General features: G+C 44.2%; 23 protein-coding genes. 13 read left to right on the top strand and 10 right to left on the bottom strand.

Annotated elements, in window-relative coordinates; all coding sequences use genetic code 11:
• Positions 1-221: 221 nt before the first annotated feature.
• Positions 222-1754 carry a hypothetical protein gene (locus ACDE64_RS13905; protein ID WP_411347210.1) on the bottom strand — a complete coding sequence of 511 codons (1533 nt, stop codon included), beginning with the start codon at positions 1752-1754 and terminating at the stop codon, positions 222-224.
• Positions 1755-1920: 166 nt separating this feature from the next.
• On the opposite strand from ACDE64_RS13905, the gene ACDE64_RS13900 reads away from it, so the two are divergent.
• The 4 genes from ACDE64_RS13900 to ACDE64_RS13885 all read left to right on the top strand — a co-directional run bounded on the left by ACDE64_RS13900 (position 1921) and on the right by ACDE64_RS13885 (position 4104).
• The gene (locus ACDE64_RS13900; RefSeq protein ID WP_411347209.1) at positions 1921-2460 is read left to right on the top strand and encodes a GrpB family protein; all 540 of its coding nucleotides are present in this window, start codon (positions 1921-1923) and stop codon (positions 2458-2460) included.
• Positions 2457-2918 carry an Imm63 family immunity protein gene (locus ACDE64_RS13895; protein WP_411347208.1) on the top strand — a complete coding sequence of 154 codons (462 nt, stop codon included), beginning with the start codon at positions 2457-2459 and terminating at the stop codon, positions 2916-2918. The genes ACDE64_RS13900 and ACDE64_RS13895 overlap by 4 nt, the downstream gene beginning before the upstream one ends.
• 4 nt (positions 2919-2922) lie before the next feature.
• Positions 2923-3456 (top strand): AAA family ATPase, encoded by a 534-nt coding sequence (locus ACDE64_RS13890; RefSeq protein ID WP_411347207.1) that lies wholly within the window; start codon positions 2923-2925, stop codon positions 3454-3456.
• A 147-nt stretch (positions 3457-3603) separates the two neighbouring features.
• Positions 3604-4104: a discoidin domain-containing protein gene (locus ACDE64_RS13885; RefSeq protein WP_411342728.1), complete on the top strand. Its 501-nt coding sequence runs from the start codon at positions 3604-3606 to the stop codon at positions 4102-4104.
• 199 nt (positions 4105-4303) lie between these two features.
• On the opposite strand, the gene ACDE64_RS13880 is transcribed toward ACDE64_RS13885, so the two are convergent.
• Both ACDE64_RS13880 and ACDE64_RS13875 read right to left on the bottom strand, forming a co-directional pair.
• Positions 4304-5371: a Gfo/Idh/MocA family protein gene (locus ACDE64_RS13880; RefSeq protein ID WP_411347206.1), complete on the bottom strand. Its 1068-nt coding sequence runs from the start codon at positions 5369-5371 to the stop codon at positions 4304-4306.
• 432 nt (positions 5372-5803) lie between these two features.
• Positions 5804-7039, bottom strand: a complete 1236-nt coding sequence (locus ACDE64_RS13875; protein ID WP_411347205.1) for a cytochrome P450 — start codon at positions 7037-7039, stop codon at positions 5804-5806.
• A gap of 263 nt (positions 7040-7302) precedes the next feature.
• On the opposite strand from ACDE64_RS13875, the gene ACDE64_RS13870 reads away from it, so the two are divergent.
• From ACDE64_RS13870 to ACDE64_RS13855, 4 genes are all read left to right on the top strand, one after another.
• Positions 7303-7818 carry a PadR family transcriptional regulator gene (locus ACDE64_RS13870; RefSeq protein WP_411347204.1) on the top strand — a complete coding sequence of 172 codons (516 nt, stop codon included), beginning with the start codon at positions 7303-7305 and terminating at the stop codon, positions 7816-7818.
• Between the two features lie 343 nt (positions 7819-8161).
• Complete coding sequence (locus tag ACDE64_RS13865; protein WP_411347203.1) at positions 8162-9070, top strand: methyl-accepting chemotaxis protein; 909 nt, start codon at positions 8162-8164, stop codon at positions 9068-9070.
• Between the two features lie 127 nt (positions 9071-9197).
• On the top strand, positions 9198-9596 hold the full coding sequence (locus ACDE64_RS13860) for a hypothetical protein (RefSeq protein WP_411347202.1): 399 nt from the start codon (positions 9198-9200) through the stop codon (positions 9594-9596).
• 224 nt (positions 9597-9820) lie between these two features.
• A complete protein-coding gene (locus tag ACDE64_RS13855) occupies positions 9821-10432 on the top strand; it encodes a hypothetical protein (RefSeq protein ID WP_411347201.1) in 612 nt (203 codons plus the stop codon).
• Positions 10433-10570: 138 nt separating this feature from the next.
• Here the strand turns inward: ACDE64_RS13855 and ACDE64_RS13850 are convergent, their stop codons facing one another.
• Entirely contained in the window at positions 10571-10744 is a 174-nt protein-coding gene (locus ACDE64_RS13850) for a hypothetical protein (RefSeq protein WP_411342723.1), read from the bottom strand.
• Positions 10741-11157 (bottom strand): hypothetical protein, encoded by a 417-nt coding sequence (locus tag ACDE64_RS13845; RefSeq protein WP_411347200.1) that lies wholly within the window; start codon positions 11155-11157, stop codon positions 10741-10743. The genes ACDE64_RS13850 and ACDE64_RS13845 overlap by 4 nt, the downstream gene beginning before the upstream one ends.
• A 134-nt stretch (positions 11158-11291) precedes the next feature.
• Between ACDE64_RS13845 and ACDE64_RS13840 the strand changes: the two genes are divergently transcribed.
• The 3 genes from ACDE64_RS13840 to hmpA all read left to right on the top strand — a co-directional run bounded on the left by ACDE64_RS13840 (position 11292) and on the right by hmpA (position 14413).
• Complete coding sequence (locus tag ACDE64_RS13840) at positions 11292-11966, top strand: response regulator transcription factor (protein WP_411342721.1); 675 nt, start codon at positions 11292-11294, stop codon at positions 11964-11966.
• Positions 11963-13042: a sensor histidine kinase gene (locus ACDE64_RS13835; RefSeq protein WP_411347199.1), complete on the top strand. Its 1080-nt coding sequence runs from the start codon at positions 11963-11965 to the stop codon at positions 13040-13042. Before ACDE64_RS13840 ends, ACDE64_RS13835 begins: the two co-directional genes overlap by 4 nt.
• Positions 13043-13192: 150 nt before the next feature.
• A complete protein-coding gene (gene hmpA, locus ACDE64_RS13830; RefSeq protein ID WP_411347198.1) occupies positions 13193-14413 on the top strand; it encodes an NO-inducible flavohemoprotein in 1221 nt (406 codons plus the stop codon).
• A gap of 186 nt (positions 14414-14599) precedes the next feature.
• Here the strand turns inward: hmpA and treR are convergent, their stop codons facing one another.
• From treR to ACDE64_RS13810, 4 genes are all read right to left on the bottom strand, one after another.
• On the bottom strand, positions 14600-15325 hold the full coding sequence (treR, locus tag ACDE64_RS13825; RefSeq protein ID WP_411347197.1) for a trehalose operon repressor: 726 nt from the start codon (positions 15323-15325) through the stop codon (positions 14600-14602).
• Between the two features lie 85 nt (positions 15326-15410).
• The gene (gene treP, locus ACDE64_RS13820) at positions 15411-17432 is read right to left on the bottom strand and encodes a PTS system trehalose-specific EIIBC component (RefSeq protein WP_411347196.1); all 2022 of its coding nucleotides are present in this window, start codon (positions 17430-17432) and stop codon (positions 15411-15413) included.
• A 39-nt stretch (positions 17433-17471) separates the two neighbouring features.
• Positions 17472-19175, bottom strand: a complete 1704-nt coding sequence (gene treC / locus ACDE64_RS13815; RefSeq protein WP_411347195.1) for an alpha,alpha-phosphotrehalase — start codon at positions 19173-19175, stop codon at positions 17472-17474.
• Between the two features lie 376 nt (positions 19176-19551).
• Entirely contained in the window at positions 19552-19989 is a 438-nt protein-coding gene (locus ACDE64_RS13810; protein WP_411347194.1) for a hypothetical protein, read from the bottom strand.
• Between the two features lie 201 nt (positions 19990-20190).
• Between ACDE64_RS13810 and ACDE64_RS13805 the strand changes: the two genes are divergently transcribed.
• Together ACDE64_RS13805 and ACDE64_RS13800 are read left to right on the top strand one after the other, a co-directional pair.
• A complete protein-coding gene (locus ACDE64_RS13805; RefSeq protein ID WP_411347193.1) occupies positions 20191-20778 on the top strand; it encodes an excalibur calcium-binding domain-containing protein in 588 nt (195 codons plus the stop codon).
• 438 nt (positions 20779-21216) lie between these two features.
• On the top strand, positions 21217-22515 hold the full coding sequence (locus tag ACDE64_RS13800) for an NCS2 family permease (protein WP_411347192.1): 1299 nt from the start codon (positions 21217-21219) through the stop codon (positions 22513-22515).
• Positions 22516-22585: 70 nt separating this feature from the next.
• On the opposite strand, the gene ACDE64_RS13795 is transcribed toward ACDE64_RS13800, so the two are convergent.
• Positions 22586-22864 carry a hypothetical protein gene (locus ACDE64_RS13795; protein ID WP_411347191.1) on the bottom strand — a complete coding sequence of 93 codons (279 nt, stop codon included), beginning with the start codon at positions 22862-22864 and terminating at the stop codon, positions 22586-22588.
• Between the last annotated feature and the right edge of the window lie 3 nt (positions 22865-22867).

Here is a 22867-nt window from a genome sequence, read left to right as displayed (position 1 = left end):
CAGATGTTATCCATTAATAGTTTTATTAAAACATATTTCGTACCCTATGTGTAAAGGTTTACAGCATTGTTGCCGACTGTTACTGAGCAATAAACCGATCGTATGGCTACGTTTATCAGGATACAAGATGTGCAAATGATAGTATAACATGTGCAAATGCACGATTATATGACACGCTGAACAGATTCAGATCAACATGTCATCATAATCATACCCTCATCTCAAAAATCGCGAACCTGATCAAAGACATCATATAGCGAATCACGCAGTAACCGTTCTCGCTCATTGGCAGCACGCTGCTCATCGACTAGATCCAGCAGTGACACAAGTGCCATATACACTTCCTCACGCTCTACCGTTTCAAGATAACCGGAACGGCTATTTTGCATGGCATTGAATGCTTCGGTATATTGCTCCACGAGCGGCAACAGAGATTGCTCATCTGCATGATCCAGCTTACGAATCGCAGCATGCAGGGTGTTGTAAGCTTTGGCAGCTTTTTTCGCCTGTGTAGTGGTCAGTCCTTCGCGTCCATCCCAATCACGGAACGGATTGTTCAGATTCTCAGCGAGCCATTCCGGCTTACGCGGACGTTTGATATGGATATGCATACCTGCGGCGGTACGCTTTTTGTATTTTTTCTTGATCTCTTTTGCTGCTTCGGCAGGCAAACTGACCATATCTAGTACACGAATGGATGACCATTCATCCGGGTCTGGAAACTGCTCACCGGTAAAGTTGAACATATCGTTCATACGTAAAGAATGCAGTTGTTCCAATTGCACCAAATGCTCCATATGCTGAACGTTGCCCGGAGCACCCCATACACTCAAACGATGCAGATCCGGGAAACGTTTAGCCAGCTCTGCGATATGAAGGGTACGAACATGATATAGGGAAAGAGAGCGTAATCGCGACAATCCGCTAAAAGGAACAACTTCGCCACTGTCCGCTACGGTTGATGCATACAATATGAGATCGCGTCCGTCTGCTGGAGCTTCAATCTCAAGAAGTGCGGTCTGTTTTATATTCAAATACAGCTGTTCGATCGGAGCATTCAACCGCAACGCATTCATATTCACCGCTGTAACACTCAAATTCCGAACAGCGGTACCAGTCAAGTCCAGCACAGGCATCGTACAATCTTCAATAATGAGTCGATGTATAAATGGATTGTTGCGCAAATAGTCCAGCAGTTGTTCATCGCAATCCGACGTTTGAATTTCGGTCAGACAAGGCAACTGTTCTAACTGCGACCAGTGATCCAGATGTTGAAGCAGTGAGTCGTCTACTTTACTACAGTTCCGACGAATTGTCTGCCCAGCGAGCTGAATATCGCCACGATCTGCTGCTGCTTGTTTGAATCGCTGCCGAGCTGCCGGATCGATCTGTTCCCAGCTACGCTGACGATACAACGAATCGCCGACATTCCAGCCACCGCTGTAGCTGTTCGTTTGTTCGTCGGTCAGGGGCGACATCGTACCGACATAGATGTAGTTGGATGGCACATCGGCCTCCACATAGCTATGATCCAGCTTCTGATTCCAAAAATAGAAATCGCAGACCAACGGCTTCATCTGCTGCCATTCATGCTCATGTGGAATCTCCTTGCCACACCAATCCAGCTCCAGAACAGAGGCGAGAATAGTCTCGTCACTAGATTCCGATATGCGCAGATCAATAATCTGGCAGGCGGTATAGCTTTGCATTTTGTCTGAATATACGCAGTATATATCTCCGATGGATGGTAACATAACAACTTCCTCTCTATCTCATTCAGGTATACAAATTCAATCACATGATAACGATCATATGCATGAAATGCAAGTCAGGAGCGGGGAGCGTATAATGGAAGATGATGTGAATAGAGATGTGAAATCAGATAAGAGTAGACATGGGAAACGAAAGGAAAGAGATCGCATGAATCCATTGATAGAAGTAGCAGACTATCGCCCGGAATGGGCATTGCAATTCCGACAGATCAAGGAAATCATTCTTCAGTTGAACTGCCCTGCCATTATGCAGGTGGAGCATGTAGGCAGTACCTCTGTACCGGGGCTGGCAGCCAAACCAATCTTGGATATCGATCTGATCATTGCAGATAACGCACAATTGCCCGAAGTCTCGGCGGCGTTGTTCACACTAGGATATGTGCATGAGCAATTGCAACTGGTGCCGGACCGAGAAGGATACCATCGTCTAGATGTAGCAGTGCCGTGGTGTACTAGTCAACAGCAATGGATGAAGCAGCATCTGTACGTATGCTCGCAGGAGAGTATGGAGCTGCACAATCATCTGTCGTTTCGCAATCATTTACGGAATCATCCAGAAGCGGCAGCGCAATATGGCATATTGAAAAAGGAATTGGCGATCACGTCATCCGATCGCTTAGATTACACCAACCGCAAAACCGAATTTGTGCAACGTATTTTACAATTATACAAAAAGGAGAACTCATGATGACCTTCCAACAACACAATATCCAAACTGCCGAACAACTCATTCAGACGATCGACGAACTATTGCAACGCACGGATACGTACCGCGAGCGCCAACGACAAATGGCAGCCGCCGCCTTTGACCCTTCCTGGTACGGCGATCTACAGCCACATATCCAAGTTCAGCATGATGGTTATCTGCTTGAATTGTATGAGCGTGGAGTGAATATGATGAGCAAAAAGACAACCCAAGCCGATGACGTCATCTACTGGATTCTGGAAGATGTGATCTTTAGCCATAGCTACGTACTGTTGATGGAAATGTATAACGTTGACAATATAACGACCCATTTGCGACTTACACCGGAGATTACGGCGGAGCTGGATGGAATGGTCAATGCTGCCTTTGATAGTATCGGAGGTGTGTATCAGCAGTGGCATCAGCAAGGCAGACGTAGCGAATTGGAGAGAGGGAGATAAATACATGATTATTATGATCAACGGAGCATTTGGTGTCGGTAAAACGACTACAGCGCAACGATTGCAGCAGCGTATTCACAACAGTATGATTTACGATCCGGAAGAACCTGGATTTATGCTACGTAAGATCATTCCAGACACCGTATTGCATGAGCATGAGCGGACGGGTGACTTTCAGGATATCAATATTTGGAAATATTTGGTTGTTGATGTTGCCGGACATTTGCATAGGCAATATGGCAAGCACCTGATCATACCGATGACGATTTACAAGTGGGAGTACTTTGAATATATACATAAGGGGTTACAGCACTTGTCGCAAGATACATTTCATTTTTGCCTGATTGCAGATCAAATGACCATTCATCAACGACTGCTACAACGTGGGGAGGCAGAGGGAAGTTGGGCTTTTGCACAGACGGAGCGTTGTCTCGCGGCGTACAATCAGTATCATTTTGCCGAATATGTAGATACGCACAGTAGAAATGAACAACAAGTGGCAGAGTATATTTATGCCAAATTGCCATATCACACATAAAATCAAGATTCTTGTATACAGCAAATTTATTACTTCTCAATAACCAAAAAATAAAATTTTTTACAAAAAAAGATAAATAAATATACACAAGTTGCTTAGTTAAAGGGTATAATAAATACGATCCACATAACAAAGGAGGGGTTATTAATGATGAAGTCTTTAAAGTACGCTGCTGTATGCTTGACATGTGTTGCAACGCTGGCTGTTCCGTTTTCGCAGGCGGGTGCTGCTAGCGAATTATCTCCGACAAGAGTACCTGATCGTACGGTGGTAAGCACACATACCTTTGCGGACAAAAATATACCGTATAAGGCGATCGACGGCGATATTAATACGGCTTGGACGGCTGGGAAAAGCAGCGATGTCATTAGCTTGTATTTCCGCGAGCAGGTATCTGTAAGTGCAGTTCAAATTGCGCCAACCGTATCGAAGACAACGACGCATAAATATCTGGTGTATGGTCTGCAAGGGAAAGAGTGGAAAATCATTGCACGCGAATCTCGTACCGTTGAACCGGGCGCGAATGGTCAAGCGACTATACTTGATCCGATCAAGGTCACTCCGGGTACATATGAGGGAGTCCTCGTATCCATCGATTCGGATACAACTTCCAAACTGGTTATCAACGAAATTCGTCTGGTCAACTAACATTACAGTGTAAGCGGTTAAGATAACGCTTGCGATATTTTAAACTTCAGCAGAACAGCCATTTGCTCTCCGCCTACATAGGTAGGGGAACAAATGGCTGTTTTTATAATGAATACATTCATACCACGTTCGTCCGATCAACTGCAATCCATGTATATCGCCATAATCCGGCTACTCATTAATTATTCACGATTATACATCACAACTCGCGCTGAATAATCTGATTCTGTTCTGCTGCTTCAAATAGAGCTTCGATCAGACGTAGCACTCGTAATACTTGCTCATTGTCCACCGCAGGCTTGGCTGTGCCTTCCACCACGGCAATGAAGTTATGGAAAAATTCCTCTGGCACATCCTGCTCTGCGATTCGCTCAATGGGGCTGCGAATCGTCGATTTCTCAGAAGGAGGCGCCATCGTCTTGGTCAGTCCGCGTCCTGCCTGAATCGGCTTAGGCTCTACATGGGCAACGTCAAGATTTTTGCGTACAATTTCGCCACTCAAATCCCAGTCCTGAATGATCGCAGTGCCTTGGCTGCCTTTGACATACCAGCGGGGCAGCTTGATATAGTTAGTCGTGCCGACTTCGACCAGTGCAGTCAGACCATCTTTGAATGTGATGCGCGCAGTGAATCCGTCATCCACTTCGGTATTCAAAATAGTACTCAACTCTGCGGATACGCTTTCTATTTTGCTATCGGTGAGCAGCAGTAGCTGATCCAGCAAATGCACACCCCAATCCAGCAGCATACCGCCGCCATATGCCTTGAGCTGTCGCCAATCGCCCGGAATTCCATTGGCACCTTGCACACGCGATTCCACATGAAAGACATCGCCGATCGTTTGTTGCTGAATCAGTTGGCGTACAATGAGGAAATCCTCGTCCCAGCGCCGATTCTGATGTACCATGAATACGCGCTCCACTTCCTTCGCTACTTGCAAAATATCCAGCAAATCCTGACTATGGATCGTCACTGGCTTCTCACAGATCACATGCTTGCCTGCCTGCAATGCCGCGATAGCTAGCTCCTTGTGCACATCATTCGGTGTGGCGATCAGCACAATATCGATCGTATCGTCTGACAAGACCGATTGTAGATCATCGTAAATGGGATGACCGTGACTTTTGGCAAGTTCCTGTCGGTATTGCGCAATATCGAGTACGCCTGCTACTTGAATCCGTTCTGCCTGTTCTACCAGTCGCGCATGATAACTACCCATTCCGCCATAGCCGACGATGACCAGTCGGTAATCTTCGTTTTTTTCCATAGATGAGCCACCTTTCCTGGATGTATATTCTCCTCTTACCCGGTAAGCGATGTATTCAAAAGGTCATAGGCAGTCTGAACAATAATTAAGCCCATTTTTTGTAAAATAAGAGGGAATACGTGGTGGATTGGAGATAGTGAAGCGTTATGAGGATTGGAACAACACTTCACTTACACCGGAAGCTGTACAAATGATCTATGTATGTCGCAAACTATAATATTTTACTAATCTATTCCGTCTATCATATCAACTCTTCTCGATCCGAATTCACAAAAAATCGCCCGATTCGCTCGTATTACGATGCGCGAATCGGGCTTCAAGGACAGAACAAAATGCTGTCCACAACACTATATAGACTGGTGTTCATCAACATACCTCAATCCAACAAGTAGCAATGTTACATAGTAATCGTCATTTCGTCATAAAAATCGATCAAGCTCGCCGTCCGATGATAGGTAGGCTGGTCAGTGATTGTCCGGTGGCAGAGTTAGTCAGATTGCCTTCCAGATCAAAGGCACCTGCTGGCTGAATATCCGCAAAGCGTTCGCTGAAACCTTGCAAGGCAAGACTTAATTCCATCCGAGCCAATGGTGCACCTAGACAGAAGTGCGGTCCACTACCAAAGGTCAGATGCTTCTTATTATTCGCCCGGTGAATATTCAACCTAAACGGGTCTTCAAACATATCCCCATCCATATTCGCAGCACTCATCCAAGCAATCACCAGCTCGCCCTCCTTGATCGTCTGACCAAGCAGCTCATTATCCTGCTTGACTGTACGGTGGCGCGCTCCAGTATGAAAACGATAGCGCAGCATTTCCTCCACCGTTGGCGCTGCCAGTGTCGGTTCACGGTGCAGTTGTGCATACAGAGACGGATCATCATACAACAGCGAGTAAAACGTATTCGACAACGCATGACTCGTCGTTTCAATACCCGCACCAAGAATGAGCATCGTCGTACGCACAATCTCATCATCGGTAAAACGCTCGCCATCCACTTCTACCGTGAGCAGATCGGAAATAATATCCTCTGCCAGATGGCTACGTTTGTACACGACCAATGGATACAGATGCTCATAATATTCTCGTGCTGCCTGCTGCTTTTGCTGCTCGATCGCTTCCTGCTGCCCACCTACATAAGGCTGGAACAGCACATCGACCCAGCTTTTGAATAGCAAACGATCCTCCGAAGGCAGCCCAAGCAGATCTGCCATCACAATCGCAGGCAATGCCGTTGCCAGTTCATCGACAACGTCAAACGGCTGGCTGTCATCAATCTCATCCAGCAGATCGTTAATAATCTGCTGAATACGCGGCTCCCAATGCTTCAAGCTACGCGGTGTAAAAGCGGCAGAGAGCAGTGAACGCGCTTTGCGATGATCCGGCGGGTCAAGCGAAGTAAGCTGAAGCTTTTCCGGCATGACGCCTTCCTTACTGCGAGCGCCAACAGCGGTCGTCGTGCGTGAGCCACGATTGGAGAAGTACTGGTAGTTGCCCATCACTTCCTTGACATCGTTGTAGCGAAATACATTCCAGGTGTTGGTTGCTTCATGGTAATATACCCGTTCGCCTGTCACCATACGCTTCAACCAATCAATCGGAAAAAATTGCTCAGAACGACTACCAAAGTTGCTGATTTCTGACGGGGTGACAATTTCCTTATACATGAATCATCCTCCTTCTGCATATGATGGTCGGGTATATATGTTAATTTAACATAGGTTATATTAACATATCAAAGTTTGCTCTTTATCTGTTGTAAATAGCGGGTGAGAACTTGTAGGCGCAAGTATGTATAGACCATAATACGTGTTCAATCCAGCACATCAGCTATGCTTATCATTGTCATGACAGAACGAAGTTGTTATGATGAACAGACATGATCGCCTGTCACGCGATATGATTTATATAACGAAAATGAGGAATGGGCATGTACATTGACCTGTTAATTCTGGATCAGATCAGCCAGGCACCACGCTATGGCTATGAAATTAAAAAGACGATTCAGCAGCAACTTGATGTACTGCTGGATGTGAATAACAATATGCTATATCCCGCACTTCAGCGCTTTGAGAAGCAAGGTGCTGTAATCAAAGAAGTACAGCGTCAGGAAGGCAAACCAAGCCGCAATATGTATCGTATTACCGAGCTGGGTGAGCAACTATTGCGGGAGCTGCTACTTGCATTTGACGAGCGATTGGCGCGAAATGAACTGGAATTTATGATTCGGGTTCATCTGTTTGAGCGGTTGGAGCCAGTGGAGCGATTGCGGATCTTGCATTTGCGTCGTGTCTTTGTAGCAGATATGCTGGAGCATGTACAGCGCAATCGGCAGGAGGAAAAGCGCAGTTTGTACGCGCGCGAAGTGTCCCGTCTTGGCATCGATATGCTAGAGCGAGAGCTGTCGTGGATTGATCAATTGATAGAGTGGAACGAGAATCTATAAAGATATCGTATCGTGCATGAGCGAAGCGTATACACATATATAGAATTTCTAATGAAGATATGAAAAAGAAGAATATTGTTTATATTCATAGTTACATAAAGTCTTGTCCTGATGCGGGCAAGACTTTTTTGCTGTATTTTCCGTTTTATGGTGCTTCATGGCATTAATTACAAAAACATAAATGTCGATATAAAAAGAGGATATACACTTTTTGTTTAATCAACAGTAAATTGAATTAAATTCTTTATATGGAAGTATATAATGTAAATAAGGTAAAAAAAGAAATATGATGTAACATATGGAATAAATAAAGAACGAATACCGATGCAGAGGGTGGATGGTTATGGAAAATGTCAATCAGCAGGTTACAGATGAACTCGTCGTGCGTACGTTACAGGAAAATCTGGCGATTATTCGTTTTGATACTGATCATCGCGTAGCGTATGTCAACCCGATTTTTGCAGCGGTGTTAGGGTATACACCCGAGCAGATGATTGGTATGTATCATAAAAATCTGTGCTTTCCTGAGCTTTATAATAGCAAAGAATACACGCAGTTCTGGGAACAACTCTTTTCCGGTAAAACATTTCACGATAAAATTATGCGCCGTGATGCAAACGGTAATCCGGTCTGGCTGGAAGCAACCTATATGCCAGTATGGGATCAACAGCGTCGTCGTGTTATCGGCGTAACGAAGGTTGCAGCGAATATTACGGATCGTCACCACGATCTGTCTTCGGTAGTTAGTGATTTGCAACAGACCGCGCAGCAGCTCAATGAGCATTCATCGGCGGGCATTCAACATAGTGAGCATCTACTACGCAGTATGGAGCAGATTGTCCATATGTCCGGTGCGAATGCAGAAACCGTATATACATTGCAGGAGCAAGCATACGAGATTCAAGACGTCGTGCAGACGATTCGCAAGATCGCCGCACAAACGCAAATGCTGGCACTGAACGCGGCAATTGAAGCGACGCATGCTGGCGAATTTGGTCGCGGTTTTAATGTGGTAGCGCGTGAAGTGAGCAAGTTATCCAATATGGTACAGGATTCCATTGCCCAGATTAAGCGGAGTGTAGAATCAATGAGCCAGGAAGTTCGCAAAATCTCCGGCAGCACTGGCGAAGTAGAACAGAGCGTCAAGCGTGGTCAAGAGCAGGTACAGACGGCAATGGAATCATTCAATGCGATCTTTACTTCGGCGCATGAGCTGAATTTGCAGGCGGAGAAGGTAGCGAATCGGATTTGATGATATACAAATGCAGTAACGATAATATATTTTAATACAGCCATCAGACTAGTCAACGTACAGATCATATGCAATACGGTCTGTACGTTATTTTAGTTGAAATCAAGTCGAAGGAGAATGAATAACAATGGATTGCAATGAACAAACATTAATTGATCTCACCAACGCTTTTTTGAAAAGAATTAAATACAACGATTTTGTTGCTGCCCCTGTTACGCTTGTTGATTTAAGAAACATACCGAAAAAAGAACAAAACTGGTCAAAAAAAGCAGGTGTCTATTATTTTTTGCAAAATGATATCGTTAAATATGTAGGTAGGGCTACCCCAAATGTAGGGCTTGGAATTCGAGTGTATCAACAGGCAAATGCCTGGGGAGGACATGACGGCTGGGACAATGTGATATCCGATCCAAATACTACATATGGATTAATTATATTTGAAGATCGTGAAGATTGGCATTGGTTAGCTGCATTGGAAGTTCTCTTGATTGACAAACTGAGACCACAATTCAATAAAAGATTTTAGGGCAGCTTAGACTTTCTATATCAAACCCATACTTGTTGTATAGCAAAACAATTATTGAAAAAAACGGGAATTTGCTTATAAATCAAGCAATTATTGAATGTTTTTATTATTACAGTATATTTATGCTTGGACAATAAAAGTTGATGAATACGTATATTAGATATGATGGTAAACTGAATTTTAATACAGGATATATGAAATATAAATCATGGAGTGGATATTAAATGTCTTATAAATTATTGAATCTATACAAAACAGAACTAAGTAAAAGAAAACTTATATTGGATCAAATGATAAAAAGTAATTTTAAAAGAACACAAATTTCGTTTACAGCAATTATGAGCGTTCTAATAATTTTAATATTTGATTTTTTTCATCCTCCTTTTTTTCACCCTCCTTTTCTTTATTTTGATATATCATTAATTATAATATTGTTTATTGCTAGCTACATTATTTTTTTAAAAGAATATCAAAAAGAATCTATGAGGGTCATTAATAGTACTGGGAAAAATGACTATTCTGAATTACGTATTGAAGGTCTAAAAAATTATTTTATATCAAATGGGATAGATTATAATACTGAAAAAATCGAATTACTAATAAAAATGATTGAAAAACAGTCAAATGAATTAAATACAAATTTTTTTGTGGGTGGTAATGCCATGATAACAATTATGGCATCTTTTTTAACTTCAACTATTGTATCTGTTTTGAATAAATATATTACAAATATTGGTACGGCGCTAATAATAAGTACCTTCATAATGTTAATATTATATTTTGTTTTTTTTCTTTTTTTCTTTACTAAGAGAACCAATAAATTACTGGTTTCTTAATATAGATCGAAGAATATTCGATTCGATCACTAATGACTTGAGAGAAATACAATTTCATTTAAAATAAAAACAAGCTGCAAGCGTATAGTAATTATAAACTTGCAGCTTGTTTTTTATGATTTTTTATTGATTAGTAGTTTACTGCCAGAACGCTTTTGTCGGCAACTCTGGCAGATGTGGCATTGTCATCGTATCCGCTCCGCCTAGCCAGAAGCCAATCAGCAGGAACAAAATACCCTGCACTAGCATCAGCACTGACATTTTCATCATACGTGTACGTTTGTTTTTTAGCTTTTTCGGTTGACGTCTCATCCCTGAACATTCCCTTCCCTTTGCAGCATTCCTTTACGCGCTTTCCCGAATACAGTCAGCTTGCCTTTCAACGATTGGCTCCAGTAAAACAGTGGGGAAGCCAAACCCATCGGAATAAAGCACAGTCCAAATGCGAACAGTGTCGCCCCTATGCCATTTCCCAGATTGAGCAGCCCAATCACATTAAAGAAGATACCTACCAGCAACAGCAGCGTAGCAAACGCATACCCTGTACCAACTACACCCCAGCCAAGCATGCTGACGAGCGCCTGCAATCCCGTCGCGATCAGGCGAAGCGGGAATAGCAGAGGCGACAGTGGCGAGCGAATGATCATTTCTTGCTGTTGTTCTGGCACGGCGACCGTGTTCTCATCGGTATGTTGTTGTTCCAGATTAATGTTTATTTTCATCATATCCTCCTTGGTTGGCTTGATGTCGTTAGTATAAAGGCGTGCGCTAACGCTAATATAAACGCAATCTAAACTTTTGTTTAGATTCTGTTTAGAAAAGCATGTTATATAATAAGTCAGGTACAGGAGGGATGGATATGTTTCATATTTTGGTGGTCGAGGACGATCATCATGCCAATACATTAATTAGTGCTTTTTTGCGTGCGGATGGGTATCGTGTGACTTCGGTATTTGACGGACAGCAGGCGCTGGATCAGCTTCAGCAGCTGCATATCGATCTGCTCGTTGCAGATATTATGATGCCGCATATGGATGGATATGAATTGACGCGGCAACTTCGCGATGCGCAATATCAGTTGCCTATATTGATGCTGAGTGCGCGCCAGTTGCCAGAAGACAAGCATCGTGGATTTCTAGTCGGTACAGATGATTATATGACCAAGCCGGTGGACCGCACCGAATTATTGCTGCGTATCCGTGCATTGCTGCGACGGTCGATGATTGTACATGAACGTAAAATTTCCATTGGAGAAGTATCGCTGCATTATGATGCGCTGACTGTTACACGGAAGGAAGATACGCATGTGCTACCGCCAAAGGAATTTTATTTGCTATATAAATTGCTGGCGTATCCGGGGCAAGTATTCACACGTATGCAGCTGCTAGATGAAATCTGGGGATTGGAGACAGAGAGCAGTGACAGTACGGTGACTGTACATATCAATCGACTGCGTAAACGGTTTGAGCATTATGATGAGTTTGAATTGCAGGCAGTGCGTGGATTGGGGTATCGGGCGGTGAAGAGACTATGAATATACGACATCATGTACGCGCATATGTATCGAAATGGAATCTATTTTTGCTATTGTCCGTTAATCTGTTTCTGCTTATTGTATTCATACTCATCGTGATTGCTTTGCAGACGATGACCATGATTCGTCTTGGTTGGGTACAAAATACATTTTATGAACATCCCATTATTCCTGTTCTGGGAGTTGCCTTTATCGTGAGTGTATTCATTGGTATATCCGTATTGATCATGATTGATAAAATGCTGATTCGTCCGATCCATCAGGGGATTGCGGCAATGAACGATCTTGCCGCAGGGCGTTTTGATCGGCGTATTATGTTGGACGGTAGCCTGCATACGGTCGAGATTCGCAAATTTGCTGACAGTTATAATCAAGCGGCAATTGAATTGAGTCGTGTAGAGCTGCTGCGTAAAGATTTTATTAATAATTTCTCGCACGAATTTAAAACACCGATTTTGTCGATTAAGGGATTTGCCGAATTGTTACGGGAAGGAAGTTTACCAGAAGAAGAAAGTAGAGAGTATCTGGATATTGTCATTCATGAAGCAGATCGATTATCGTTACTGGCGACACGTATTCTGGAGTTATCCCAATTGGGATCGGAACGTTTACTAGCGGATCGACACTATTTTAGCATCAGTGAGCAGGTACGGCGTGCTATCGTGATGATGGAAGCGCGCTGGACGGCGAAGCAATTGGAATTTGCACTAGAGCTGGACGAGTTAGAATATTACGGCAATGCCGGGGTACTGAAGCAGGTATGGGTGAATATTCTGGATAACGCAGTCAAATTTTCGCCAGACGGCGCGGTGATTGTAGCAAAGGTATATCGTGAGGCAGGGAGTATCTATTTTCAGGTATGTGATAAAGGACCGGGCATGGACGAGCATACGTTAGCGCATGTATTTGACCAGTTTTATCAGGGGGATTCTTCACATGCTAGCGAGGGCAATGGGCTAGGTATGACGATTGTGCGTAAAATTGTTTATCTGCATGGCGGTCAAATTGAGCTGGATAGCGAGGTTGGTGTGGGCACGACGGTGACGGTTGTGCTGCCGGAAGTTTCTTATTCCTAAGCTGATTGTTGTGAGTTTATCTTCATCATATGTGAACAAACTGTACGATTTGCTGTGATTGTAATCACACATAGACTCCGCAGAAGAACGCTAGAATTTAATATATGCAATTTAATATAAAATTAGAACTAGCGAAAAGAGGGAAGTTTCATGCTTGATGCCAAAACAATCCAGATTATTCAATCCACCATTCCAGTCCTTGAAACCGAGGGTGTGAAGATTACACGTCATTTCTACGAAACGATGTTCCATGATCATCCTGAGCTATTGAACATATTCAATCATGCGAATCAGAAGCAAGGACGCCAGCAAACAGCGCTTGCCAATGCGGTATATGCGGCGGCGCAGCACATTGATCGGCTGGACGAGATTATACCAGTGGTGAAGCAGATTGCTCACAAGCATCGCAGTCTTGGTGTTCTGCCAGAGCATTACCCTATTGTTGGTCGTTATCTGTTAGCGGCGATTCGCGATGTGCTAGGGGATGCGGCGACACCGGACATTTTGGAAGCATGGGGGCGTGCATATGAGGTCATTGCTGAAGCATTTATCGGTATTGAGCAGGAAATGTATGCACAGGCAGAGCATCAGTGGGGAGGTTGGAGTGGATTTCAGCCGTTTGTCGTGCAGCGCAAAGAACAGGAAAGTGCGGTCATTACTTCTTTTTATCTGGTGCCACAGAGTGGAGGAACACTGGCGTCATTTGAACCAGGGCAGTATGTAAGTGTGAAGGTGCATATCCCCGGCGATGAATTTGAGCAGATTCGTCAATATAGTTTATCTGCCGGATCTCAGCATGATTATTATCGTATTTCTGTTAGACGAGCGGATGGCAATGAAGCATATCCTGCGGGCAAAGTATCAATGTATCTGCATCAGCAGGTGCAGCAAGGCGATGTATTGTGGTTATCTGCACCGGCAGGAGATTTTGCCTTGCAGCGGCAGCAACAACGCCCGATTGTGCTGTTGAGCGGTGGAGTTGGCTTGACGCCGATTACCAGTATGCTGCATGCATTGCTGGAACAACCGTTGCAGCAACCTGTTGTATTCATCCATGCGACCCACGATGGCGAGCATCATGCGCTGCGAGAAGAGATTGCGCAATTGGAGCAGCGGGAGCCTTTGCTGTCGGTGTATTACTGTTATACAGCGCCGAGTCAGCAGGATCGGGCAGAGCAGTTGTTTCACCGGGAAGGGTATATGGAGATGGAATGGTTACAGCGCATACTGCCACATCCTGCGGAAGCAGAGTTTTATTTTTGCGGACCGTTTGGTTTTATGAAGGCAGTCCATCATATTCTGGAGCAGTGGGATGTACCAATAGAGCATCGTCATTATGAATATTTCGGTCCAGCGGTAGCGCTAGTATGAGTGTGTAACAGGAAAATATAACAGGAGAATAAATAGGCAAACAGCGGTATAGGGAGAGTACCACCATACCGCTGTTTGCTTTGTATATCGGCTGTAATGGAATGCAGCATATGCCTGTGCTGCATACGTCTTAACGTGCCTGATCATCTAAAGGAGAATCAGTTGACTTACATATGAGAGATCAGCCTATTCTTCTACTGGCATTCTACGTGCAAATTCCACGAATTGAAACTTATCCAGCCGATGTCGAGATTCCGTATACTGGAACAATGTCGTATCTTCCAGATGCACATAGTTGCGCACTACTACAATATGCGTATCGCGCTTCAAATCGAGCAGCAGCTTATCTTCAGGCGTGACCTGTTCGACGGAGATTTCCTTTTTGGCATAGGCAATCTTTAGCGACAACTCGCCTTCGAGATACTCATAGATTGACTGACTGGCGATTTCGCGTGTGAGCGATGGAATAACAGACGCTAGAAAGTAATCTTTATCCAGAATAATCTTCTCATCTTCAATCTCACGAGCACGAACGACTTTCCATATCGGTTCTTTTTCCTGAATATTCAGCTGCCGTGCGATATGCTGTGGGCAAGGAATAAGGGAGGTGTCGTGTACAAGGGTGCGTACATTGCGACCTAATCGTTCCGATAATTCCTTAAAACTGACCAGCCCTGCAATGGGAAATTCCATCCGGTTCATATCCAGTACGAATGAGCCTTTGCCCTTCATTTTGTGAATATATCCGTTCTGAGATAGCAAATGCAGCGCCTTGCGCACCGTTTCTCGCGAGGTGCCGTATTGCTCTGCCAGCTCGTGTTCCGAAGGCAGTTTAACGCCGGGCTTCAGTGCCCCTGTTTCAATATGTTGTGTATACTCACTGTAAATTTGCGAAAAGATATTTTTATTCATTCTGCATCACCGCCATCTATTGTACGGATTATACAGTCAAAAAGCAAAAGATCCTATTGCTGTCCAAGGCGATTCCGTGCAAGTATCAGGTGCTTGCCCCATTCAGATGAATACGCAGCACTGGCGTTTCACCGGCATCGGCGTGACCCGGCAATTCTTCAATGCGCTGAATCAGATCCTGACCGACCGGAACGATGATCGGGGAGATAGTTGCATAGCCAGCAGAACGGATCATATCCATATCGAATTCCAACAGCAGCTGTCCTTTCGTTACCGTATCGCCAGTAGCGACATGTGCCTTGAAGCCATCGCCTTTGAGACCTACTGTATCGATACCGATATGGATAAGAATTTGCACGCCGCTCGTATGTTCCAGAATGAGCGCATGTTTGCTTTTGTCGATCACATGGGCAACATTGCCATCGAAGGGAGCATATACTTTACCATCTGTCGGTTCAATTGCAATACCTTCACCCATCTGTTTCTCGGCAAAAGCAGGATCAGGCACTTGATCCAGTGGCACCGCCTGTCCAGAAATCGGCGAAAGCAGATCCAGCATATCGACACGCTCTGCGGATGCGGAAGAATTGGCAATAACAGCATCGGAGGCAGGGATAGGACTGCGTCCGTCTTGTACCTTATCTACAGCAGTATCGGCGAGATCTTCTACTTCCGTCACTTCAGTGGAAGTGGTCTGCTTGCGAGTAACGAGCTTGCCCCAGAGCAATGTACCGACAAAAGGAATAACTAACGCAATTGCCATACCGATGAAGAAAATGCCCCAGTTGCCAACATTGATCGCCAGAAAACCGGGCAACCCGCCGACACCGACTGCAAATGCACGTACATTGTTCATCGTCAGCAGCACACCGCCGATTGCCGAACCGATCATCCCCATGAATAGCGGATATTTAAAGCGTACGTTCACACCGAATACCGCCGGTTCCGTAACACCGAGAAATGCGGTGACGGATGTGGTAGCAGAGAGACTTTTCATTTTTTGCGTGCGGATTACGAACATCATCGCTAGAGCAGCAGCACCCTGTGCAATATTGGACAGCGCCAGCATTGGCCACAGGAACGTACCACCGGTGGAGTTGATCAGTTGCAGATCGACTGCGAGGAACGTATGGTGCATACCGGTAATAACGAGCGGTGCATACAATCCACCATATAACAGACCGCCGAGCCATGGAACCGTTGAGAATACCCACACTACACCGGCAGTCAGCCAGTTCCCCAGTGCAAATGTAACCGGTCCGATTACGACAAAAGCAAGGAATCCGGTCACCAGTAGTGCAAGCGGCGCAACGACCAGTAGCTTGAACGAATCTGGTACGGTTCTATTCAGCCACTTCTCAATTGTGACTAGTACATAGGCGGCGACGAGCATAGGCAGTACTTGCCCTTGATACCCGACTGCATTAATGTGGAGACCGAATAGATCCCATGTTGGCACGGTTCCTTCGTTATACGCAGCGGCATAATCATATGCGCTCAGTAGAGAAGGGTTAACGAGAATCAAGCCGAGCACGACGCCGAGTAATGGACTACCGCCAAACCTTGTCGCTGCCGACCATCCGACGAGTGCAGGTAGGAAGGTAAAGGCGGTGCTGGCAATTGTATTGACGATTGCGGCGAAGTCTGCCCATTGCGGATACACTTCAACGAGCGATTGCCCTTTGAAGAAAATATCCGAACCAGTCAGCAGGTTGTTAATCCCGAGTAGCAGACCTGCCGTTACGAGTGCTGGCAGCAAAGGGATGAAAATGTCGGACAATGTTTTGATGAATTGCTGAATAGGGCTTTTATGTTTGATGGCGGCGGCTTTTACATCTTCCTTACTAGCACGCTGACCACCTGTAATCGCTATCAATTGCTCGTATGCTTTGTCGACAATGCCCGGTCCGATAATCACCTGAAATTGTCCTTGTGTGGAAAAGTAACCTTTGGCAAGCTCATTATCGTCTAGTGCCTGCTTGTCTACCTTGCTCTCGTCGAGCAGTGAAAAGCGTAACCGGGTGACACAATGCGTAGCGACCTCGATATTGTCTTTGCCGCCGATCGCTGCGACGATTTTCTCAACATCTTCTCTGTTTACCGACATCTGTTCATCTCCATTCTCTCTTATAAAATGCCCGGGGAGTTACCCCCGGATGACCCACATATACGAACCATAAGGTTCCAAATATACGGTAGTGTCCCATACAGGAATCTGTTCCGTATTGCCCGCAAGCAATTCCATACTAGCAATGTCGTTGCTATCGACATACACGGCGGACGGTGTGAATTGTGCCGGCTGATCGGTGAAGTTGGATACAACGATCAGCGTATCGACTGCATTACGGCGAGCATATGCGTATACTTGTGGATGCTGCTCATCGATCCGAATATATTGTCCATCAGTGAGCACATCTTCCGTTTTACGCAGACGAATCAGCTTTTTGTAATGGCTAAATACCGAATCTGGATCGTGCTGTTGTAGTTCCGCATTGATCTCTGGATAACGCTCATCGACCTTGATCCACGGTGTGCCATCCGTGAATCCCGCATTGGCACTATAGTTCCATTGCATCGGTGTACGGGCGTTATCACGAGAACGGCGGGCGATGATCGTAAATGCCTCTTCTGGTGTTTTACCCATTTCGATCATGATGCGATACATATTTTTGGATTCAATGTCACGAAATTCCGTAATATCGTTCCAATGAGGGTTAGGCATCCCAATTTCTTCACCCTGAAAAACGTATGGTGTACCTTGTAATCCGTGTAATGTCGTTGCCAACATCTTGGCGCTGGCTACCCGATAACGCCCGTCATCTGCAAAGCGCGATAATGCTCGCGGTTGATCATGATTATTCCAAAATAACGCGTTCCAGCCGCCCCCTATGTACATGCCTGTCTGCCATTCTGACAATAGATTCTTGAGCGCTTCAAAATCATATGGCATCAATTCCCATTTTCGTCCTTGTGGATAATCGACCTTTAAATGATGAAAATTAAACGTCATCGAAAATTCTCGTTCGTCTGGATTCGAATATCGAATGCAGTGTTGCAGCGTAGTAGAGGACATCTCGCCGACAGTGACCAGACGATGCGGTCCGAAAACGTTCTCATATAACTCCTTGATATACTCGTGGACACGGGGACCATCTGTATAAAATCTGCGCCCATCGCTAACGAGTAGATCGCTATTCGTATCATTCGGAAAATTCTGATCCTTGGAGATCAGATTAATCACATCCAGCCGGAACCCATCGACCCCCTTATCTGTCCAAAAGCGCATCAAGTCTGCCGCTTCGTGACGCACCTGTTCATATTCCCAGTTCAAATCCGCTTGGGTGCTGTCGAACAATGCTAGATAATATTGTCCCGTTGGTTCATCGTATTGCCATGCCGAACCGCCAAACTTGGACTGCCAATTGTTAGGCAACCCGCCATCCGGTGCAGGATCACGCCAAATATAGTAATCCCGATATGGATTATCTCTGGAGCTACGTGCCTGCTGAAACCAGATGTGATCAGTTGACGAATGATTGACCACGATGTCCAACATCATTCGCATATTGCGTTTGCGCAAACTACTCATCAATTCATCAAAATCGTCCATCGTACCGTACATGGGATCAATAGAGCGATAATCCGCAACGTCGTAACCGTTATCATTTTGCGGTGAGACATATACCGGTTGCAGCCACACGATATCAATACCTAGCTCCTGCAAATAATCAAGCTTCTCCGTCACGCCTCGGATATCGCCAATCCCATTGCCTGTGGTGTCTTTGAAGCTGCGTGGATATACCTGATACACGGTCGATCTACGCCACCACTCCGTCATGCCAAAACTCATGCGTATAATTCCTCCCCAATCGATCAGTACTTCAGTACATCCATAATCATTGTTCATTCTATGTATGGTATGCGAATGATTATGGATGCGTTTTTTTGTTCAACCTGTATATACAGGATTGCTTGCCTTGTTGATTGTATACCTGTATATACAAGTTGTCAATTTATAAAATGATTGAATCTTGAGCATAGTAGAAAGAGGACTAAGGTTGAGAAAGGAGGATAGTTCTGATTCAAGTGTTGATCAAAAAAACACCTTAAAAGCCGCAGTATATGCGAAATGTTAAGGTGTTTGATGGTTTAACCAATATGAATGAGTAATAAATGAACGGACTAATGTATTCAATCATAGATCTCAGCGTATTTTTTATTCGCCATTATGATTTTTCTCTAGGATCAAGTGTAGTAAGCTCAAAAATTTCAAATAAATGATCTGTTACTTGACGGTCCCAAAGTTCAACCTTATTCCCAATTTGTAAATTTTCTATCTTTGCTTCTGTTCTAATTCGCGTGGGAGCGCTAGAAGGATCAGAAGTAGCTCCAACTAAAAGGATTTGATTTGTATATAAATGAGTGTTCTTGGTCACGGCGAAACTTCTTTTATTGTCTAGAGTAATAGAGTACACAATAGTAATTCCATCAACAGAGGTATTGATTTTTTGGATTTTGCTAATAGTGCCCATATAGTAGTTTTGTTCTTTCGAGGATTCTGGATTGGTAAAAGTCACTCTTTGTAAGGCAATGACAAGAATGAACATAGCAACTATGCCAAGACCGATGAGTATCAAAATTCGTCTATCTCTTAAAAAATTCAATTCAATAGACCTTCCTTTCTGTTCATTTGTAAAGTATGCAATCACTTATTTATCTAAACGACAGATTTCGCTATGAAATGAATGTACCATGATTCCGTTATGGATGATAAGGGAATATTTGGGGAGTAAAGCAGTATATATAATCTGCAACAAAGTATGCTTTTCCAAACATTCTCTATACAATCGCAAAGGATGGATATAGTGAAAAAAGGTTGGAAGTTTGTAGGCTGGTTATTCGTACCGTATATTATGATTTTTTTTCAATGGAACAAACTCAGTCGGATTCAACGCGGGTTGGGTGTTACATGGGCAGTCATTTGCCTAATGTCAGTGGCAGGAAATAAGGAGGCTAATCAAGTATCCCCAGATGCAGTTGCGAATCAGACCAAACAAGGGATATCCCAGCAAATCGTAAGCAACTCCAACAATCAGGACACATCGGCAGAATCTCAAGATGTAACAGAAGCATCGGTAGAAACAGCTACAAAAGCGGATGAAGTATCGAAAAATAACGCTCCAGTCAGTAAAGAAGAAAAGCCAGTTCAAGAAAACAAACAGCAACATACTACCGCCGATAAACCGTCAAAAGCTAATACAAAAGCAGAAGTTGTAAAAGAAACAGAACCAGAGCCGGAACCCGATCTAGTAATTGAAGAAGAAGCTGAGACGGATGTTTATTACCAAAACTGCTCCGCAGTAAGAGAAGCGGGCGAAGCACCATTATTTGAAGGCGAACCGGGTTATAGCACAAAGTTGGATCGAGATCGCGACGGAGTAGCTTGTGAATAATACATGAGTATAGTCTAAATAAAACGAAATATGAGGTTACATCAATACAACCCGTCTATCATAAATGGGATTCAGTTTCCATGTAAAAAGTAGACGGGTTGTTAGTTGTTATCCCAATTACTAGTACATTTTTACATAGTCGATTGGTTTCTTTCTCATAATCAATAATTGAAAAACGAATAAAACGTGAACGTCATTCATTAATAGTTCGTGAATCAGGCGAAAAAAGTCGAATATTCATTGACAACGCATGTTCATTTCATTAAAATTCGAAAGGTGCAAAAGAACGAACAATCATATCATAGAATGCCTTGATTTTATTCATACCTTTCATTACGAAATCCTGACGGTAATTATAACGACGCAAGATTGCATTGATATACAATGTTCAGGGATATGGGTTGCGATGAATAACCGATGGCGTGGAGGCTGTTTTACATGGATAACTGGTTCAAGCTCAAAGAAAGAGGCACGACGATTTCAACTGAAATCATTGCGGGGTTAACGACATTTTTTACGATGGTATATATCGTCATTGTGAATCCCGGCATTCTGAGTAGTACAGGGATGGATTTTAACGGTGTGTTTATTGCGACGATCATTGCCAGCATTGTAGCAACGCTCATTATGGGATTATGGTCCAATTATCCGATTGTGTTGGCACCGGGGATGGGACTGAATGCGTTTTTCGCATATAGCGTTGTTGGTGGGTATGGCGTATCATGGCAGGTTGCTTTGGGTGCGGTATTAATCGCCGGGATTTTGTTTGTTATCCTGTCTGTAACTTCGTTTCGATATATGCTGCTGGATGCAATTCCGGCAAGTCTGAAGCATGCGATTACTGCGGGAATTGGGCTGTTTATTACAACAGTAGGCTTGCAAAATTCCGGTATCATCATCGCTTCTGAATCGAATCTGATCACCATCGGCAATCTGGAGCAGCCGATGACCTATCTGACAATTATCGGACTGCTGATCACTGTGGTGCTGATGGCGTATAACGTCAAAGGGTACCTGTTTATCGGTATGGTCGTAACGGCTGTGTTAGCATGGATGCTCGGTCTATTCCAGCTACCAGCGTCGATTGTGTCCATGCCGCACGGATTGGCAACGACCGCTTTCCAGCTGGATATAGCTGGTGTATTCTCAAATGGACTATATACGATTATCTTTACCTTCTTATTAATTACACTGTTCGATACGACGGGGACGATGCTCGGTGTGGCGGAGCAGGCAGGTCTACTCAAAGACGGCAAATTCCCACGTTCACGCGGCGCATTGCTTGCGGATGCAGTAGGAACGACAACTGGTGCATTACTCGGAACAAGCCCGACATCTGCGTATATCGAATCCAGTACTGGTGTAGCCGCAGGCGGAAGAACGGGACTCACTGCGCTAACGGTTAGCGTATTATTAGCACTTACGCTGTTCTTCGCCCCAATCGTTAGCGTGATCTCCGGCATTCCGGCGATTACATCGCCAGCGTTGATCATTGTTGGTTACTTTATGATTAGTGTAGTGAGCAAGATAAATTGGAAAGACCTTGAAGAAGCATTTCCAGCTTTTCTGATCATTATTCTGATGCCACTGACGCATAGTATTGCGACAGGGATTGGATTTGGATTCATTTTCTACCCGGTACTGAAGCTGCTGCGCGGCAAGGGGAATGAGGTTCATCCGATCTTTTATGTATTCGCGGTGCTGTTCTTGATTCAGCTGGTGTTTTTGGATCACTAGACTGGAATTTCACAATTGTATCGAAAAGGGAACGATCTTATTCAGATCATTCCCTTTTTTATTTGTAAAGTTAGTTGGTAGAATCGGATTCGGCAGATATAATTTCAAACATCAATTCTAGATCTGTTTTGGATTCAATAAAGGCAGCGGCATGATTCCAATTATTTGTAGAGTAACCGTAATCAATACTATGTTCCAAGATCGGCTGCGTTTGAGATGTAGTTAGCTTAAAACTATCGATACCGTGAATAGTAGTGCGATTTGTTTTTAATATAGCAATCCGTTTTAACGCTTCTGGGCTATTGTAAAAGTGAATACCACCTCGTTGCAAGTGATGATCCATGGCCATTCT

This window comes from Paenibacillus sp. WLX2291 (assembly GCF_046603665.1).
Classification (GTDB): Bacteria; Bacillota; Bacilli; order Paenibacillales; family Paenibacillaceae; genus Saccharibacillus.
The sequence above is the reverse complement of the archived record's forward strand: the minus strand, read 5'-3'. Positions and strand labels throughout refer to the sequence as shown.

Coding starts and splice junctions, on each gene's coding strand:
- treC (WP_411347195.1), bottom strand. CDS start 19,175: ATGAGTTTTGGCATGACGGAGTGGTGGCGTAGATCGACCGTGTATCAG.
- hmpA (WP_411347198.1), top strand. CDS start 13,193: ATGCTTGATGCCAAAACAATCCAGATTATTCAATCCACCATTCCAGTC.
- ACDE64_RS13855 (WP_411347201.1), top strand. CDS start 9,821: ATGTCTTATAAATTATTGAATCTATACAAAACAGAACTAAGTAAAAGA.
- ACDE64_RS13870 (WP_411347204.1), top strand. CDS start 7,303: ATGTACATTGACCTGTTAATTCTGGATCAGATCAGCCAGGCACCACGC.
- ACDE64_RS13795 (WP_411347191.1), bottom strand. CDS start 22,864: ATGGCCATGGATCATCACTTGCAACGAGGTGGTATTCACTTTTACAAT.
- ACDE64_RS13800 (WP_411347192.1), top strand. CDS start 21,217: ATGGATAACTGGTTCAAGCTCAAAGAAAGAGGCACGACGATTTCAACT.
- ACDE64_RS13875 (WP_411347205.1), bottom strand. CDS start 7,039: ATGTATAAGGAAATTGTCACCCCGTCAGAAATCAGCAACTTTGGTAGT.
- ACDE64_RS13845 (WP_411347200.1), bottom strand. CDS start 11,157: ATGATGAAAATAAACATTAATCTGGAACAACAACATACCGATGAGAAC.
- ACDE64_RS13840 (WP_411342721.1), top strand. CDS start 11,292: ATGTTTCATATTTTGGTGGTCGAGGACGATCATCATGCCAATACATTA.
- ACDE64_RS13850 (WP_411342723.1), bottom strand. CDS start 10,744: ATGAGACGTCAACCGAAAAAGCTAAAAAACAAACGTACACGTATGATG.
- ACDE64_RS13895 (WP_411347208.1), top strand. CDS start 2,457: ATGATGACCTTCCAACAACACAATATCCAAACTGCCGAACAACTCATT.
- ACDE64_RS13835 (WP_411347199.1), top strand. CDS start 11,963: ATGAATATACGACATCATGTACGCGCATATGTATCGAAATGGAATCTA.
- ACDE64_RS13880 (WP_411347206.1), bottom strand. CDS start 5,371: ATGGAAAAAAACGAAGATTACCGACTGGTCATCGTCGGCTATGGCGGA.
- ACDE64_RS13885 (WP_411342728.1), top strand. CDS start 3,604: ATGATGAAGTCTTTAAAGTACGCTGCTGTATGCTTGACATGTGTTGCA.
- treR (WP_411347197.1), bottom strand. CDS start 15,325: ATGAATAAAAATATCTTTTCGCAAATTTACAGTGAGTATACACAACAT.
- ACDE64_RS13860 (WP_411347202.1), top strand. CDS start 9,198: ATGGATTGCAATGAACAAACATTAATTGATCTCACCAACGCTTTTTTG.
- ACDE64_RS13890 (WP_411347207.1), top strand. CDS start 2,923: ATGATTATTATGATCAACGGAGCATTTGGTGTCGGTAAAACGACTACA.
- ACDE64_RS13905 (WP_411347210.1), bottom strand. CDS start 1,754: ATGTTACCATCCATCGGAGATATATACTGCGTATATTCAGACAAAATG.
- ACDE64_RS13900 (WP_411347209.1), top strand. CDS start 1,921: ATGAATCCATTGATAGAAGTAGCAGACTATCGCCCGGAATGGGCATTG.
- ACDE64_RS13865 (WP_411347203.1), top strand. CDS start 8,162: ATGGAAAATGTCAATCAGCAGGTTACAGATGAACTCGTCGTGCGTACG.
- treP (WP_411347196.1), bottom strand. CDS start 17,432: ATGTCGGTAAACAGAGAAGATGTTGAGAAAATCGTCGCAGCGATCGGC.